Annotated in this window: 12 protein-coding genes and 4 pseudogenes; 6 read left to right on the top strand and 10 right to left on the bottom strand. The window is 68.0% G+C overall.

The features are described from left to right. The first annotated feature begins 171 nt into the window (after positions 1 to 171). Positions 172 to 843, top strand: coding sequence for an enoyl-CoA hydratase-related protein (locus tag ACWGJ5_RS31995; RefSeq protein WP_453313113.1), 672 nt, complete (start codon positions 172 to 174; stop codon positions 841 to 843). A 941-nt stretch (positions 844 to 1,784) separates the two neighbouring features. Here ACWGJ5_RS31995 and ACWGJ5_RS31990 read toward each other — a convergent pair. After that, on the bottom strand, positions 1,785 to 1,997 hold the full coding sequence (locus ACWGJ5_RS31990; protein WP_453313112.1) for a Tn3 family transposase: 213 nt from the start codon (positions 1,995 to 1,997) through the stop codon (positions 1,785 to 1,787). Next, complete coding sequence (locus ACWGJ5_RS31985) at positions 1,997 to 3,001, bottom strand: helix-turn-helix transcriptional regulator (protein WP_453313111.1); 1,005 nt, start codon at positions 2,999 to 3,001, stop codon at positions 1,997 to 1,999. Before ACWGJ5_RS31985 ends, ACWGJ5_RS31990 begins: the two co-directional genes overlap by 1 nt. 166 nt (positions 3,002 to 3,167) lie before the next feature. On the opposite strand from ACWGJ5_RS31985, the gene ACWGJ5_RS31980 reads away from it, so the two are divergent. Together ACWGJ5_RS31980 and ACWGJ5_RS31975 are read left to right on the top strand one after the other, a co-directional pair. Further along, the gene (locus ACWGJ5_RS31980) at positions 3,168 to 3,590 is read left to right on the top strand and encodes a VOC family protein (RefSeq protein ID WP_453313110.1); all 423 of its coding nucleotides are present in this window, start codon (positions 3,168 to 3,170) and stop codon (positions 3,588 to 3,590) included. Positions 3,591 to 3,678: 88 nt separating this feature from the next. After that, positions 3,679 to 4,306: pseudogene (locus ACWGJ5_RS31975) on the top strand (aldo/keto reductase); the annotation flags it as partial. Between the two features lie 52 nt (positions 4,307 to 4,358). Here ACWGJ5_RS31975 and ACWGJ5_RS31970 read toward each other — a convergent pair. Both ACWGJ5_RS31970 and ACWGJ5_RS31965 read right to left on the bottom strand, forming a co-directional pair. Beyond that, on the bottom strand, positions 4,359 to 5,237 hold the full coding sequence (locus tag ACWGJ5_RS31970) for a DUF1963 domain-containing protein (RefSeq protein WP_453313109.1): 879 nt from the start codon (positions 5,235 to 5,237) through the stop codon (positions 4,359 to 4,361). Positions 5,238 to 5,480: 243 nt separating this feature from the next. Next, positions 5,481 to 6,290 carry an SDR family NAD(P)-dependent oxidoreductase gene (locus ACWGJ5_RS31965; protein WP_453313108.1) on the bottom strand — a complete coding sequence of 270 codons (810 nt, stop codon included), beginning with the start codon at positions 6,288 to 6,290 and terminating at the stop codon, positions 5,481 to 5,483. Between the two features lie 118 nt (positions 6,291 to 6,408). Here ACWGJ5_RS31965 and ACWGJ5_RS31960 point away from each other — a divergent pair, with 118 nt between their 5' ends. Further along, on the top strand, positions 6,409 to 7,011 hold the full coding sequence (locus tag ACWGJ5_RS31960; protein ID WP_453313107.1) for a TetR/AcrR family transcriptional regulator: 603 nt from the start codon (positions 6,409 to 6,411) through the stop codon (positions 7,009 to 7,011). Positions 7,012 to 7,051: 40 nt separating this feature from the next. On the opposite strand, the gene ACWGJ5_RS31955 is transcribed toward ACWGJ5_RS31960, so the two are convergent. Next, complete coding sequence (locus tag ACWGJ5_RS31955; protein WP_453313106.1) at positions 7,052 to 7,663, bottom strand: hypothetical protein; 612 nt, start codon at positions 7,661 to 7,663, stop codon at positions 7,052 to 7,054. Positions 7,664 to 8,177: 514 nt separating this feature from the next. Continuing rightward, on the bottom strand, positions 8,178 to 9,179 hold the full coding sequence (locus tag ACWGJ5_RS31950) for an acyl-CoA desaturase (protein WP_453313105.1): 1,002 nt from the start codon (positions 9,177 to 9,179) through the stop codon (positions 8,178 to 8,180). Here ACWGJ5_RS31950 and ACWGJ5_RS31945 point away from each other — a divergent pair. Continuing rightward, positions 9,091 to 10,248 (top strand): annotated as a pseudogene (locus ACWGJ5_RS31945) (hypothetical protein); the annotation flags it as partial. The gene ACWGJ5_RS31950 and the pseudogene ACWGJ5_RS31945 sit on opposite strands and share 89 nt — an antisense overlap. Before the next feature lie 92 nt (positions 10,249 to 10,340). Here the strand turns inward: ACWGJ5_RS31945 and ACWGJ5_RS31940 are convergent. Then, positions 10,341 to 10,641, bottom strand: a pseudogene (locus ACWGJ5_RS31940) (IS256 family transposase); the annotation flags it as partial. A 738-nt stretch (positions 10,642 to 11,379) separates the two neighbouring features. Here ACWGJ5_RS31940 and ACWGJ5_RS31935 point away from each other — a divergent pair. Continuing rightward, complete coding sequence (locus ACWGJ5_RS31935) at positions 11,380 to 12,375, top strand: AraC family transcriptional regulator (protein ID WP_453313104.1); 996 nt, start codon at positions 11,380 to 11,382, stop codon at positions 12,373 to 12,375. Positions 12,376 to 13,089: 714 nt separating this feature from the next. On the opposite strand, the gene ACWGJ5_RS31930 is transcribed toward ACWGJ5_RS31935, so the two are convergent. From ACWGJ5_RS31930 to ACWGJ5_RS31920, 3 genes and pseudogenes are all read right to left on the bottom strand, one after another. Beyond that, entirely contained in the window at positions 13,090 to 14,292 is a 1,203-nt protein-coding gene (locus tag ACWGJ5_RS31930; protein ID WP_453313103.1) for an IS110 family transposase, read from the bottom strand. 313 nt (positions 14,293 to 14,605) lie between these two features. Further along, positions 14,606 to 14,890: pseudogene (locus ACWGJ5_RS31925) on the bottom strand (aldo/keto reductase); the annotation flags it as partial. A 141-nt stretch (positions 14,891 to 15,031) separates the two neighbouring features. Continuing rightward, entirely contained in the window at positions 15,032 to 15,466 is a 435-nt protein-coding gene (locus ACWGJ5_RS31920) for a VOC family protein (RefSeq protein WP_453313102.1), read from the bottom strand. Positions 15,467 to 15,742 lie beyond the last annotated feature (276 nt).

Genomic DNA, 15,742 nt, shown 5'->3' with positions numbered 1-15,742 from the left:
CCGTTCCGGGGTCGGGCAGACGCACGCCAGAGGCATCACCTCGTTTCTCGAGCGCCCACCGGCCCGGTTCACCGGACGGTGACAGCCCGCAGCCCCGGATTGCGGCCCAGCAGACCCCGACCCCATCCGGCCAATGTGCCCTGCCCCACCGAAACGTCTCCAAGGAGCCTCATGCCCACGCTCGACCGCCACGACGCCGTCTTCGTTCTCGACCTCGGTGACGGGGAGAACCGCTTCCACCCCGACTGGATCGCCTCGGTCAACGCAGCCCTGGACGAGGTGGAGAAGTCGGACGGCCCCCGCGCCCTGGTGACCGCTGCGACCGGGAAGTTCTACTCCAACGGTCTCGATCTCGAATGGCTCGCCGCGCACAGCGACGAGCACCTGGACTACGTCAATTCCGTCCACGGTCTGTTCGCAAGGCTCCTGTCCCTCCCGCTGATCACCGTAGCCGCGCTGCAGGGACACACCTTCGCCGCCGGAGCGATGTTCTCCCTGGCCCATGACTTCCGTCTCATGCGCGCCGACCGAGGCTTCTGGTGCCTGCCCGAGGCAGACATCAACATCCCCTTCACCCCAGGCATGTCCGCCCTCATCCAGTCCCGGCTGACCCCGCAAACGGCCCACCATGCCATGGCCTGCGCCCGTCGTTTCGGCGGCCAGGAAGCAGCCGCCGCCGGAATCGTCGATCAGACCGCGGACGAGGCCAGCCTGCGCACTGCCGCCGTCGAACTTGCCCAGGCGCACGCGAGCAAGGCCGGCGACAGCCTCGGAACCATCAAGACGCGCATGTACGCCCCCGTCCTCACCGTGCTCCGCGACACGGCCAACCCGCTTGGCTGACGCCTTGTCAGGGGCGGGCGCCGGACCGGGCGGGGCACGAAGACCGCCAACCCACCTCCCGGCCGGTGATCGCCACCGTGCGGATGCGCCGCGACAAGGCAGCCGACTCCCGCGACGCCCCGAATTTCGTCAGCGAGGCACTGGCCACCACGCGTGAGGCGAGCGCACCGGCATCTGCACCTGCACCTGCGCACCGATTCGCAGTTCTACAACGCCGGTGTCATCGCCGTCTGCCGCCGGGCTCATCTCGGACGTCGAAGTCGCGGAGACACCCGCCTGCACCGGGTTCGGCGGCCGGGAGAACACTGACCGGGTCACGGCATGTCGGGGGAACAGCTCCGCGTCTCGGGGCGGATCTGAGGCGTCAGAAAGCTGAACTTGCGCGGTCGCAGCAGGACCTGTACGGAGCAGATGGACCCGGAGTTCACTGATTCTCAACGAAGGCAGGTCTGCCAAAGGTCTTGAACGTCGAGGACACAGCCGCAGGGAGTGCGCAAGAGTCACGCAGCCGCACCTCTCACAACGTGTGCGGTCACGCCATCGACGAGCTTCTCCCCATCGATCGCATCGGTATGACGCGCTTCCGACGGCGCCAGCCTGCGTGGTGCCGAGGCCCGTGTGCACGTCGCCCCGAACGGCGGCCCCCCATCAGCTGGACGGACAACTTCACCCGCACCGGCTTCGTTTTGGACGAGAAGCGGCCCTTTGCCATCGACCTGCCCGCCCCGTTGCCCGAGGCCGCCTGCCGCTACGCGCAGATCTCCCTGCGCAAGCTGCTCCCACGCGGACGGCCAACTCTCCGAAGCCGACCTGGACATGCTCGACACCGCCCTGTGTGGCGACGGCTCGCACAGCATCCTGCGGTGAAGCCGCAACGACCCGGGCGGTCCCCCCTCCTTGGGCTTGAGCGGTGACAGCCGAGCCACGTCCTCGTCGCGGATCTAGTGGCCCTCGGCGCGGAGCTGGGCGATAGTGGCGCCGACGTACCGCGTCGTCCAGAGCACCACGGCGTTCAGGACCGGGCCGAGCGCGCCGAGTTGGTCCTTCATCGCCTCCCGGTTCCCGGTATGCCTGGTGGCGGTGCCCCTCTTGCCGCGGCAGATGTCGCGGGCCGGGCTCTGGCGCGACTGCTGGACGGTGAGCTGCTTATGCATCAGCCGCCGGCAGGCGTCGTCGGCAGGTTCGACGACGCCCGTGCGGCGTTGGCGTAGCGCGCGGCGAGTTCGGCGAAGGCACTGGTCAGTTGTGGTGGACCGATCACTTGGATGTCGGTGTCGAAGCGACCGACAGCGGCGGCAAGACCGGTCCACGACCAGGAGCCGAGGGTGAGGCGACAGCGGTCGGGGCCGAGTTCTTCGACGATTCCGTCCTGCGCGAAGGGGGCCACAGCCTGTGCGGGGAGGTTGAGGATGACGTCGCCGCGGCAGGGCCAGTCGGCGGTGGAGCCGTCAGTTCCTCGGAATCGGCCGGTGATGAACGCGGCTACGTCATCGCCGGGGAGATCTCGTGGGGTGAAGCGTGGGCCGGTGGGGGTGCGGGGGCGTATGCGGTCGACGCGGAAGGTGCGCCAGTCGCCGCGGTCGAGGTCCCAGGCGATCAGGTACCAGTGGCCGCGCCAGGTGACGAGGTGGTGGGGCTGGGTTCGGCGGGGTTGCTCGGCGGCGCAGGTGGCGTCGTGCCCGTAGTCGAAGCGCAGCTCCTCACGGGCGTGGATGACGCGGCTCAACTCCACGAGGAGCTGCGTGCCGACCGTGGAGGCGTTTCCGGTCTCGGGTGGCTGGAGGGCAGTGACCTGCAGCATGTCGATGCGCTGGCGCAGACGGGAGGGCATGACCTGACGAAGGGTGGACAGGGCCCGTGCGGCGTCTTCGCCGAACGTGGTGCTGGTGGCCGCGGTGTGCAGAGCGAGGGCCAGGGCGACGGCTTGGCCGTCGTCGAACAGCAGTGGGGGCAGATGCGAGCCGGCATCCAGGCGGTAGCCGCCGGAGGGCCCCTTGAAAGCGAGGATCGGGTATCCCAGTTCCCGTAGGCGGTCGATGTCGCGGCGCACCGTGCGGGGGGTGATGTCGAGCCGCTCGGCGAGGTCGTCACCAGACCAGTCACGATGTGTCTGAAGCAGCGAGAGCAGTGCGAGCAGCCGCGAGGACGTCTTCTGCATGCTCACCATTCTGTCCGTATTACAGGACACAACCTGTCCGCTACCGATGGAATGGTGGGTCTCAAGAACGCCAGCGAGGCCATAGCCCCTGGCCACGAGGTTGCCGCCCGCAAGGCTCCGCCGCTGCCGCGGTGCGCCTCGCCGAACCGCGAGCAAGGAGAAGACCATGTCTGTCACGACCACCACCCACCTGAACTTCCGGGGCGACGCGCGTGCGGCGCTGGACCACTACCAGTGCGTCTTCGGCGGGCGCATGACCGCCGTCACGTACAAGGACATGGGCAACGTACGGAACGGGAACGAGGCGGACTGGGTGGTGTGGGGCGAGGTCGTGGGCGACAACGGCTTCCACGTCATGGCCTACGACGTGCCCTCCCGGATGCCCTGGAACCAGGGCAGCAATCCGTTCTTCGTCTCCGTGCGCGGTGACGACACGGACGAGATCGGTGTCCTGTGGCAGAAGCTGGCAGAGGGCTCGACGGTCGTGCAGCCCCTGGAACCGTCGCAGTGGGCACCGCTGTACGGCATGCTCACCGACCGCTTCGGCGTGACCTGGGTCCTGGACGTGGCGGCGCCGTACAGCGGCTGATCCACACCCGGCAAGGAACACACGTTGTGCTGGGGCCGCCGCGCGGCGGCCCCGGCAGCAGCGAACGGGAGCAGGGGGGCGCGGCACCATGCGAATGCGACAACTGGGGTGCGCCGGCGTCGAGTTCAGCACCTGCTGCCTGGGCACCATGATGTCCGGCAGGAACGGCGATCGGGACCACGACGCGTGCGTGCGCATGACGCACCGCGCTGTGAATGCGGGCATCAACTTCGTGGACACCGGCGACGTCTACGGCTAGCCAGAGCGAGGAGATCGTCGGCAAGGCCCTCAAGTGTCGGCACGACGAGGTGGTGCCGGCCACCAAGTTCAATGGACCGTTGGGCGATGGCCCCAACCGTGGCGGCAGCTCACGCCGCTGGACCATGACGGCGGTCAATGGCTCGCTGCGGCGGCTGCAGACCGATTACCTCGATCTGTACCAGATCCACCAGCCCGACCCGCAGACGGACATCGAGGAGGCGCTCTCCGCCCTCACCGGCCTGGTGCGTGCCGGGAAGGTCCGCGCGATCGGCTCCTCCAACCTGCCGGCCGCACAGATCGTCGAGGCCCAGTGGGTGTCCCAGCAGCGTGCCCTGCACCGGCTGCGCACCGAACGGCCCGCCTGCTCCATCCTCAACCGCGGCATCGAGCGGGAGGTCCTGCCGACCTGCCGCCCCTACGGCATGGGCGTCCTCGTGTGGAGCCCACGGGCCTCTGCGCCGCCCGGGACCGGAGTGCCCAGGGACCGGGCGGCGGGGACGAATCGGATCACGGGTTCCAGGAGAACGAGACGTGCACGCGGTCGAAGCGTCGCTCGACCAGGTCCTGTCGAGGGATCACCCAGTGCAGGGTCGAGCCCTCCCGTCCGTCGAGGTCGATGTCCCACTGGGCGAGCAGCACCCATTCCCCGGGGGCGGGCAGCTTCGCGGCGGCGCCGGGCTCCTGCGCCCGTACCGCCTGCACGGCGTCCTTCGCGGCGTCTACGACAGGGTCCGTCTCCGTGCACTCGTGGGAGGCGTAGCCGCCGATGCGCAGCGGCCCGTCGATGGTGATACCGCCGGATACGGCGTTCCAGGCATCGGCCAGTTCCTTGGAGCGGGGGTACTCGGGGAGCGGAACACTGCAGGGAGCCTCCGGGGACGTCGTCAAGTGGTGGTACGGCAGGGAGACATCGGTCAACAGCCGCAGCTCGTCGTCGGGGAACTGCTCGTAGAGGGAGAGGTATTCGTCGTCCTCGTCGATCTCCTTGCCGTAGACGACCGCGCTCTTCGTCTTTCGCTCCTCGACGGGCGTCCCTGCCGGTATGTACACGACCTCACCAGCGCTGTCAGCGCTGTCGGGGTCCATCAGATCGGGGAAGCCGAAGAGCAGCAGACGGCCGTCAGGCGGCAGCGGGAGGCCCGTCACCTCTTCGGGCAGGGATGCGCAGTCGAGGGTGGCGAGCAGGGGGAACGACGGGTCTGGGGCATCGACGGGCAGCATCAGTGGACCGCCGAACCGGCCGACGACCTGTCCGTCCCCGCTCGTGACGAGTGTCCCGGACGGGCGGGCGGTGGCGATCCACCGCTCGATGTCCTCGGATGGAATGCGGCGCTCCAGTGCTTCCTCACGGAACGGTGCCAGACGACCGAAGAGTTCAGGAGTCATGGGAAAAGCCTAGGACCGTGGTCTGACAACGGGGGTTCGGCTCGGCTGCGGGTTGTCCGAAGTACTGGAGAACTGCTGTAGGAGATGGTCACCTCACTCCGGTTGAGCCGTAGGGCGTGGGGGGCAGACCTGCAGGCAGGGACCTCCACTTGGTTTCTCCCACCCTGGGTGGACCTCCGGACTGACGGGAGTTGCTGCCCGGCCGGAGGACGTCGCAGAGGGGAAGCCCGTCGGCGTGCGCGGTCACCGCACCGGCTGGCGGGCGGAGGTCGTGGATCCCATGAACTGGACCGTGCGGCGTCGGCTGGCCGTACGGGCCAGAGCCGCCATCGCACGGTTGAGGCGGCCGGAGATGACGCTCGGCGGTGGTGTGCGGCGGTCGAGCGCGCGCAGTGCCGTGGCAACGACCTCCTGCGGGAACTGGCGCTTGCTGCCGCCGTCTGCCGCGTCCGTGCCGACGACGTCGAAGAACTCGGTGCTGGTCGCTCCGGGCGACAGCGCGAGCACGCGCAGCCCGGTCCCGCGGGATTCATGCCAGAGGGCCTCGGTGAAGTTCAGCACGAACGCCTTGGCCGCCGCGTAGACGGCCATGTTCGGGATGGGGAAGTACGCGGCCATGCTCGCGACGTTGACCAGCACTCCGGTGCCGGCGGTCCGCAGCGGCTCGATGAATGCCCGGCTGATGTCGACGACGGCCGCGATGTCGACGCTGATCTCCTGGCCGAGCCGCTTGGGGTCCTCGGTGTGGAACGGGCCGAAGGTACCGAATCCGGCGTTGTTCACGACACTGGTCACCTCCAGGCCGCGGCGCGCCACCTCCTCGGCGAGGGTCTGCCCCGCGGCGGGCAGACTCAGGTCGAGGGGGATGACTGCGGCTCGTACGCCGTGAGCAGCAGTGAGTTCGGCGGCCAGCGTTTCCAGCCGTTCCGCGCGGCGGGCAACGAGGATGACGTCCGAGCCCAGCGCGGCCATCTGCCGGGCGAACTCGGCGCCGATGCCGGCGCTGGCGCCGGTGATGAGGGTGGTCTGGCCAAGGTAGTCGACGGTGCTCATGACAGCTCCCGGGAAGCGGTGGACACTCTCAGCGGTGACACTGCCTGGCACTGTACGCCTAATCTGTCACACAGTGCCAGATCGGTACTGAGTGCAGAACGCGGTAGGCTACGGAGTCATGGACCATCGCGCGGGCAATCCAGCGGGACTGCGGGAACGCACCCGGCGAGCTGTGCAGGCCGAGATCGTCTCCACTGCGATGCGGCTGTTCCTCGAGCACGGATTCGAGGCCACCACCATGGAGCAGATCGCGAACGAGATCGGCATCTCGCGACGCTCGCTGTTCCGCTACTTCGGCACCAAGGAGGACATCGTGCTCGGCGACCACGCCGAGCACGGCAAGGCTCTGCGGACTGCACTGGAAGCGCGTCCAACCGGCGAACCGCCCTGGGAAGCTCTCCGGGCGGCCCTCAAAGCACTCTACGACTCGCTCCCCTATTCACCTGAGGACTTCCTCAAGATCACCGGCATGCTGCACGCCTCACCCTCCCTCCGGGCGCGCCAGCTGGAGAAGCGCCACCAGTGGACGGACCTGCTCGTCCCGGACATCGTGCGACGCCTCGGCGCAACCACGGACCCGATGAACGAGCTGCGGGCCCGCGCCCTCGCCGCCTGCGCCCTGGCCTGCTTGGAGGCCGCAACGGACGCCTGGGTGCGCAGTGGCGGCACGATCGACATGGAGCGGGCCTTCGACGAGGCGGTCGCCGCAGTCCGGGGCTGAGGAGGTCGCCAGGCTCAGTCGCGGGAGGCTGCCGTCGCGATCAGCGGGTTCGTGGCGCCCTGGTTCGCCGCGACCACCACACGGCCGGCGCCGGTTCCGTCGGCGAGGGCGACCATGTGGCAAAAGTGTCGGACACCAGCGTGCTGTTCACCAGGTATTTCTCCTTGCCCCAGGTTTCCCGGTGGTAGTCCTTGATGCCGATGGGCACGAGGTCCAGGTCCCGCCGGACGCTGCTCGTCCTGTCGCCCCGGCCCCGCACGCCCTCTTCACGCCCTGCTCGGTGTACTCGATCACCATCATGGGGTGGCCGAACTCGGCGGCGTAGTGCCCGCATTCGTCGTACTGGCCGCTCTCCTCCACCCGTGTTCTTCTGACCGACGGCCGGGCCTTGCGCGTGCGCGGCGAACAGGGACAGGAACGCCTTCGCGTCGTTCGCAGTGAGCAGCCCTTGGGGCACGCGTGTGTAGGTGGGCAGTTGTCCGGACTGATGGCCTTGCAGCCCTTGGTCGCGCATGCGTCGATCCAGGCGTTCACCTCCCGCGCGATCCGCTTGCGCTTGGGCGTCGGTGTGAACGTCCAGCATCGCCTCCCTCCAGTCCTTGTCCATCACGACCTTGCCCGCCTTGTCCCGGAGCAGCAGATCGCGTCCCACTCCTTCTCCGCGCCCGGCTGGGCCCGGAAGGTGTCGACGTCCGGTCTGCCCTGCGCCGCTTGTCCCGGTCGACGCGGTCGCGGGCGAGGAACGTGCCCGTTCCGTGTGCTCGCCGTGCGACCAAGCAATACAGCACCACGAGGCAGCTTCCGGCACCCCCGGCAAGGATTCGTTCCCACTCCAAGAGCGGGTGTCGCAGGTTCGAATCCTGCCGGAGGTACAAGCGTGACCAGGGAAGACGCCCCGGGCCGGCCGGAATGGACCGGGGCGTTTTGACGGCAACGCCCCTCGGGCGGCAAGCAGGCGCTACGCGATGCGGGTTGCCGGCATCCGGATCACGCCGGCGATCTGGCCGGGCGGGCCACTCACCCGGTCGACTCGTCACGGGATTCACCCTTTGACGGATGACCTGGGTGACGGGGTCGGTAGTAACTCGCCCAGTATCCGGCGGTTCCCGGGCCGTCGCTGTGCCCCATCGGCACGGGAACCGCGGCGACGCGTCGTCCGAGCGTCATCACCCCGTGGACCCCTGCGGGGCACCCGGCTTGGGCAGCAGTCGAGCGCTGAGACGGTCCGAGCTCGGCCAGCGTACGTCGTGAACCCAGCGAAGCTTCTCGAACACCCAGATAAGGCGGGCCGACGGGTCGAGCTGACCCGGCAGCACGCCGTGGCGCGCGCCCGTGGGGTCGGCGTGATGCGAGTTGTGCCAGCTCTCGCCGAAGGACAGCAGTGCGAGCGGCCAGAAGTTGGTGGCCCTGTCCCGGCTGGCGAAGGGGCGCCTGCCCGCGACGTGGCAGATCGAGTTCACCGACCAGGTGACATGGTGCAGCAGCGCCATCCGGATCACGCCGGCCCAAAAGAACCCGGTCAGCGCGCCGGTCCAGGTGCCGGTGACCAACCCGCCGACCAGCGCCGGGGCCAGGAGCGAGACGGCAGCCAGAGGCCCGAAGAGTTGACCGATGAGCCGCAGATCGGGATCGGCGGCGATGTCGGGCGCGAACCTGGCCCGGTTACTCAGTTCACGCTTCAGCATCCACCCGATGTGCGCGTGGAGAAGTCCCTTGAGCAGCGCGCGTGTGTCGGTCCCATAGCGCCAGGGCGAGTGCGGGTCACCCTCGCGGTCGGCGAAGGCGTGGTGACGCCGGTGGTTCGCCACCCACTGGACCGGCGAACCCTCGACCCCCAGCGAACCCGCGACGGCCAGGGCGATCCGCAGGCCCCGCCGTGCCTTGAACGAGCGGTGCGTGAAAAGGCGGTGATAACCCACCGTGAGGCCGAAGCCGGACACAAGGTAGGCGACCGCCGCCATGCCGACGTCCAGCGCGGACAGTCCCCATCCCCACACGAACGGCACCACGGCGATCAGGGAGATCGGCGGGCCGACGACGAAGATCCACATCGCCACTCCCGCCGCGGCCGTCTGGGGGGTGTCGAGCAGCGGCTTGACCCCGGCCTCGGCATCGGCGTCATGTTCGACGGTGGTCTGTTCGGTACGGTCGACATCGCTGGAGTTCATCGGTTCCTCGCCATCGCTCAAGCCTTTCCGGAGCCGGCGCCGGACCGACCTGGATCACGTGCCCGTGTGCTTTCGAACGCGCTCGGCGGTCCTGGGCCCAGGATCGCACTGGGCGGCATCCGCGCAGGTCATCGCGGATGTCCAGGGCGTGAACGTCGCGGGACTGAATCTCCGTCGGCTTCTGGCATGTGCTCTGGGCCTCGTAGGGTGTGGGACAGATGGGGCCAGCGGCGCCGGTGTGTCGCCCTCTCGTTCAATTCGCGACGCCGCTGCGGTCGGTCAGTGCGTCGACCAGCGGCGCCCGTCAGGCGGCGCAGGCACGCGCGCCGCTCGCCTGGATCGGCGTTCGCCGGTCGGGTCACCGGCGAGGACCGGGCGCAGCGGGAACGCCGGTCGACACAGTCGTACGACTGTCGAACGCGACCGGCAGCCCGTACGCCCCCGACCGCGCCTCCGGCAGTCGCGGCGCCGCCCTCGGTCTCGCGGTCCGCTTCGCGCTGCCGTCCGGATCACACACGGCCTGGGGCGCGCCCAACATCTCCGCGTTCCCGGCGGGCACGGCCGAGGAGTTCATCGGCATCACGACGGCCCAGCGCCGTGGCGGGTTCGGACTGCCCAATCCCGGCGGGCTGTTGAAGTACGTGGCGGGCCACCGCCACGCCGTTCCCGGACTGAAGGCCATCGCCGGGCTGCCCGCCACCGAGAGCTTCGCGACCAGCCCGCCACCGAGAGCTTCGCGACCACGACGTTCCTCGGGCTCCACGCGTACTACCTCATCGACGCGGAAGGACGGCGGCGGGCGTTCCGCTACCGCTGGGTCCCGGAAGCCGGTGAGGCGGCGATCCGCCCCGAGGCCGACCGGCTGCTGCCGCCGCAGTACCTCATCGGCGAGATCAAGCAGCGCGTCGAACAGGCGCCGGCCGTCTGGCGGCTGGTCTTCCGGATGGCGGCCCCCGAAGACCCGGCCGACGACGTCACCCGCCAGTGGCCCGACGACCGCGAAACGGTGACCGCGGGCCGCCTCGTCGTCGACCGGCTGCACGAGGACCAGGAACACGTCGAGGGGCTCGTCTTCGACCCCACCAAAGTCCCACCGGGCATCGAACCGTCCAACGACCCCGTCCTGCACTTCCCCTCTGATGGGTCATGGTGGACCAGACCCTATGCCGCAGCCGTGGCAGGGCGCTCGACCGGTTGGCCGCGCTCGAAGCGGGCTCCGGCACGGCCCAGAGCGACGAGGTGGGGTTGCGTTCACGGCCCGCCACCCCTGCTGGGCTGCCTCGACGATCCTGAAGCTCATTGCGAGGGACGGCGGTGCGGGAGCCGGCGCCACGTGTGACCGTGGTGCGGAGCCGGACGGTGGCGAACGTGGACTCGATCGGGTTGGGCGTCCGCACGTGGTCCGGTGTTCGGCGGAGAAGTCGTAGAACGCCAGCAACTCGGCCTCGTCATCGGTGATCTTCCGTGCCAGGCCCCCCACCCGGCGCCGCCGCGGACCTGCTCATGAACATTGCATCTACGGCGGCGGGGCGAGTGCCTCCCGAACAGCGGCCGAAATGCTGTTCGTTCTCATGGGTACCGGCTTCGCGTCATCCGGTTCCTGATGTGTCCAAGGGTGTCGTCGCCACTGCGCACAGGAGGCGGTGAAGCAAAAGTCCGGCATCGGCATGGGCTGGGCCTGGCAGGCGGACAGACAATGCGCTGGCGACTCTGCATGTTGCTACAGAACCATTATGGGATTGATCCGCCTTGACTGACTTCCGAGTTCAGGGGCTGAGCCTCCGGAAGAATGTCCACCATAAAAGGCATGGGAAGAAGAAACCGCGTCCTCGCCGCTCGTTCACGCTGGAGTTCAAGACCGAGATCGTCGAGCTGTGCCGACGCAGTGACCGCACGATCGGTCAGGTCGACACGGACTTCGATGTCACCGAGACCGCAGCGCGCGGCCGGATCAAACAGGCCGAGGTCGGGTCGAAACCACGTTCACGGAACGTGACACAGCCACCAGCAGGGTAGATGCGGGTGCAGTCGGTATGCACTTACGTCGCAGGCATCTCGGATGGCACCGCCGCGACCTGCGGCGCTCTGTGTCCGCCTCCAGTCACCTTGATGTGTCCTACAACCGGCTTTTTCTGGCACGGCCGCACCCGAGAGAGTGCAAGCGACCGCACAGAAGGCACCAAAGAGGGGGACGACATCGATGCTGGAGAAGGTGTTCGACAGTCAGCGCCTGCCAGTGCTGGACCGGGTGGAGGCCTGGCGGGACATCACGGCAAGCGCGCTGATATCCAATGAGTTCACCATCGACCGCGCGACTGAATTCCAGGCCTCACTGAAAGCCTCGGACCTGGGCGGGGCACAGGTGACTGCCCTGACCTACGCGTCCATGACCTCACGACGGACACCGCAACTGATCCGCCAGTCCGATCCCGAAATGTATGCGGTGGGCCTCATCCTCCGCGGACAGCAAGCCATCGTCCAGAACCGGTGCGAAGCGCCGCTCGGAGCAGGCGATCTCGTGGTGTACTCCACCTCTCGCCCCTACACAGCGGCCGTGGAGGCCGGGCGGGACACGGCGGCCTCCATAGTGGTACAGATACCCCGGGCCATGGTCCCGGTGCCGTCGAACCGCGTGGACCGGATACTGGCGGCCAGAATGTCAGGACGCGAAGGTGTCGGCGGCCTGCTCGCCGGCTTCCTCACCCACGTGGCCACCGACACCGTGCCCTACCGGCCCGCCGACCGCCAGCGGCTCGGAAGCATCCTCGTCGACCTGATCACCGCATGGCTGGCCCACCACCTCGATGCCGCAGACCAGACACCCGCCGAGACCCGCCAGCACATGCAGTTCCTGGAGATCCAGGACTTCATCCGCCGACACCTGGACACCGCCGACCTCTCCCCTGCCACCGTCGCCGCCGCTCACCACATCTCGCTGCGGACCCTGCACCGCCTCTTCCAGAACCACGCCCACGGAGCCACGGTCGCCTCCTACATCCGGCGACAGCGCCTCACACGTGCGCGACGCGACCTGGCCGACCCGTGCCTGTCCACGCGACCTGTTCACGCGATTGCCGCCCGCTGGGGATTCCCCTGCCCCGCCGACTTCACCCGGGCATTCCGCACCATCTACGGCTCCACCCCCACCGCATACCGCCGTGGAATCTTGCACGCAGATGCTGGCGCCTGTCGCTAAGCGCTTGGCACTCACTGCTATCCCCATGCCGGCAGCACACAGGAATGATCTGGGCAAGGAGAGATGCGCCCATGCATGAACCGACCGGGGCCTGCGCGTACTTGTGTGGTCCGGTGACGGTCGGCTGAGCGCAACGGAAGAATCCCTCGTTGAAGGAGCGACATGCTTCGCAAGCGTCACGTCGCAACTACGGTTGCCTCACTCTGCCTCGCGGCGGGTGGTTTCCTGACGACCGGCACCCCGCCTGCGGCTGCCGCAGAGCAGTCCCAGGCTGCCCCCGCCGCCAGTTGCAACACCTGGCACGACAGCCGCACTATGGGCGTTTCCTGCCCGGGTGGTCCGTACCGGGCCTGGGCCAAGTGCGCGAACGGTAGGTACGTGTACGGTGCCAGCGCGAGCAACTGGTCATGGTCGTACGCCTACTGCAGCACGGTCGGCTCCACTCTCGTGGCCGGCGGGGTCAGTTACCCGTGATCGCCCCTCACCTGTGACAAGGTGACTGGCATTTCTGCACAGGTCAGTTCAGTCGCATCTCTCGTCACCGATCGGCGACGAGAGATGCGACCGAGCGTATGCCGGTGCCGGCTTCCATCTCGACAGCGCCGCCGATGGAGTCCGTCGATCTTTCGCAGCCGTGTGGCGGCTTCGCGGAGCGCATCGATGGCGCCGATGGTGCGGGACTGGTCGAGATGGCAAGGAGTTTCAATGACCGAGTCAAGTCGTTTGCGGAACCGGAGGAGTTGGCGTGAACAGCCGGTTGTCCCGAAGCAGTGCCCACAGGACATCGATCCTCCGTCGGGCCACCGCGATGACAGCCTGGACGTGTTTGAGGCCCTCGCTGCGCTTCTTGAGGTAGAAGTCCCGGTTGGGGCCCTCACGCATGATGCTCACCTGCGCGGACAGGTAGAAGACCCTGCGCAGTCGGCGGTTGTAGCGTTTGGGGCGATGCAGGTTCCCGGTGCGTCGTCCAGAGTCGCGAGGAACGGGTACCAGTCCTGCTGCTGACGCCAGGTGGCCGGCGTCTGCGTAGGCCGACATGTCGCCCGCAGCCACGATGAACTCGGCACCCAGGATAGGTCCCATGCCCGGCAAGGACTCGATGATGTCGGCCTGTGGGTGGCTGCGGAAGGTCTCTCGAATCTGCTGGTCGATGCACTTGAGGCGATCTTCCATAGCGAGGATCTGCGCGGCCAGGTCGGCGATGATCTGGGCCGCGACGGTCTCGTTGGGCAGTGCGGTCTGTTGAGCCTGAGCGGCTTTGACGGCAGTGGCTGCGACCGAGTCGGCACCACGCACATTGCGGTTGGCAAGCCAAGCAGTGAGCCGGGCTCGGCCGCGCCGGCGAATCGCGACGGGGGTCTGGTAGCCGGTCAGCAGCACCAGGGCGCCCTTGTGCGCCGAGTAGTCGAGGGCCCGCTCCAGAGCTGGGAACATGCCGGTGAGCACGTCCTTGAGGCGGTTGAGCATCCGCACCCGATCGGCCATCAGATCGGAACGGTGAGAGGTCAGCAAAGCGAGGCCAGCGGCCAGCTGCGCGGGCACGTCGATGGGGGCGAAGTCCCGGCGGTGGCGGGCTGCTTCGGCAATGACGTACGCGTCGCGAGCATCGGTCTTGGCTTCACCGCGGTAGGCGCCGGACATGCGGTTGACCGTGCGGCCGGGCACGTAAACGGCCTGCTGGCCGTGGGCAGCCAACAGGGCCAGCAGCAGCGCGGAGGATGTGCCAGTGATGTCCACGGCCCAGCGGACCTCGGCGGCTAGGCCGAGGATCTCACCGAGCGCGGTGAGGATCGCCGACTCGTCGTTGTCGATCTTCTTCGACCATAAGGTCGAACCGGTCTCGTCTACTGCAGCTGCCCAGTGGTGGGCCTTGCCCACATCGATGCCCACCCAGATGCGGGCCCGTTGGTTGGTCACGTGCTTCTCCTCGAACCGTTCGCCTTGCCGGCGGCCCGAGGAACACCCCGTCGTCATCTCCGTAAACAGCGACCGATCCGCAGATTTCAATCAGCGACCAGGGCGCCCCGGAGAGCTGGGCGGCCACTCCTTGCGAGCCACTGCAGGCAGAGAACGTTCAGCCACACCCGGCCCTCCCGGGCCACCAAACAACTTACGGAGAACGTTGACCGTGGTCGCCATCGTCGAGATCTGCGCGCGCCGGTACGCGGGCAGGTTCACCGCTTCCCATAAAAGGGGCGATCGAGTCCCGGCAGGAGGGCAGCAGCCAACCTCAGGCGGTGGCGCGTTCGGCGAGTGGGCGGCTCCGCAAGACGGTGTGAGTCAGTGATCGTGGAGGGAGTGAGGCGGCGCTGGGGTTGTACCGGTTCACCCCGGGCGACACGATTTCGTCGATCCGGTCGAGGGTCGCATCATCCACGGTGAGCGCGGCGCCCTTGCGCAGATCCTCCAGCTGCGGCATGGTCCGCGGTCCGTTGATCGCCGATGTGACGGCGGGGTGTGCCACGGTGAAACCTGCGGCGAGCTGCGGGAGGGTGCAGCCGATGCTTGTCGCGAGCCTTGAGGATCCCACGCCGCGAGTCGCCACTGCGCGGCCCTCATCCATCTGAAGATGGACCTTGGTGGCGGTAGCTCCCTCCCCACGAGACCAGGGAGGCCCAAGAGAGGCGGCTCCCCACCTCCCCGGCCCGGAGAGTGCTCAGTCGATACAGAACTCGTTGCCCTCGATGTCCAGCATCGGGATGCACGACTCGTTTTCCTCATCGGCATACAGTGTTCGCACGTGGGTCGCACCGAGCGCCACCAGTCGTGCGCACTCGGCTTCGAGCCTGGCGAGGCGCTCGTCCCCCACGAGCCCGGTGCCGACCCGGACGTCGAGATGCACCCGATTCTTAACGATCTTGCCTTCAGGGACGCGCTGGAAGTACAGGCGCGGGCCCACGCCTGAGGGATCACTGCAGGCGAACCATGATCCCTGCTTCTCAGGAGGCAGGGTGCGGTTGAAATCGTCCCAGGTGGTGAACCCCTCCGGTGGCGGCGGTATGACGTACCCCAACACTTCACACCAGAAGCGAGCGAGGCGCTCAGGTTCTGCGCAGTCAAAGGTGACTTGGAACTTCTTGATCGCTGACATCGGCGCACCGTACCGCGTTCCAGGGGGACCCTGCCGCTCATTTCCCCAGGCGGATCCGCCCGCCACCCCGCCGCGTCCTGGGCCGCCTTGGACACCAAGTGGTCAAACTGCACAGTCCACGAGAACGACGCGACCGTGGCGGCGGAGCACCCCAGCGGTCCCCAGGATCCAGTCCTGACCAACCACCTTCACGCCAGGATCAGTTGCACGACAGCCCTTAAAGGGTGTTGCACGCGGCTCTGAGCTGGGCATCTCTCTTGGCCAGGGGTGTGCGGA

It is taken from the genome of Streptomyces sp. NPDC054783 (assembly GCF_053611725.1).
The sequence above is the reverse complement of the archived record's forward strand: the minus strand, read 5'-3'. Positions and strand labels throughout refer to the sequence as shown.

Coding starts and splice junctions, on each gene's coding strand:
- ACWGJ5_RS31995 (WP_453313113.1), top strand. CDS start 172: ATGCCCACGCTCGACCGCCACGACGCCGTCTTCGTTCTCGACCTCGGT.
- ACWGJ5_RS31990 (WP_453313112.1), bottom strand. CDS start 1,997: ATGCATAAGCAGCTCACCGTCCAGCAGTCGCGCCAGAGCCCGGCCCGC.
- ACWGJ5_RS31985 (WP_453313111.1), bottom strand. CDS start 3,001: ATGCAGAAGACGTCCTCGCGGCTGCTCGCACTGCTCTCGCTGCTTCAG.
- ACWGJ5_RS31980 (WP_453313110.1), top strand. CDS start 3,168: ATGTCTGTCACGACCACCACCCACCTGAACTTCCGGGGCGACGCGCGT.
- ACWGJ5_RS31970 (WP_453313109.1), bottom strand. CDS start 5,237: ATGACTCCTGAACTCTTCGGTCGTCTGGCACCGTTCCGTGAGGAAGCA.
- ACWGJ5_RS31965 (WP_453313108.1), bottom strand. CDS start 6,290: ATGAGCACCGTCGACTACCTTGGCCAGACCACCCTCATCACCGGCGCC.
- ACWGJ5_RS31960 (WP_453313107.1), top strand. CDS start 6,409: ATGGACCATCGCGCGGGCAATCCAGCGGGACTGCGGGAACGCACCCGG.
- ACWGJ5_RS31950 (WP_453313105.1), bottom strand. CDS start 9,179: ATGAACTCCAGCGATGTCGACCGTACCGAACAGACCACCGTCGAACAT.
- ACWGJ5_RS31935 (WP_453313104.1), top strand. CDS start 11,380: ATGCTGGAGAAGGTGTTCGACAGTCAGCGCCTGCCAGTGCTGGACCGG.
- ACWGJ5_RS31920 (WP_453313102.1), bottom strand. CDS start 15,466: ATGTCAGCGATCAAGAAGTTCCAAGTCACCTTTGACTGCGCAGAACCT.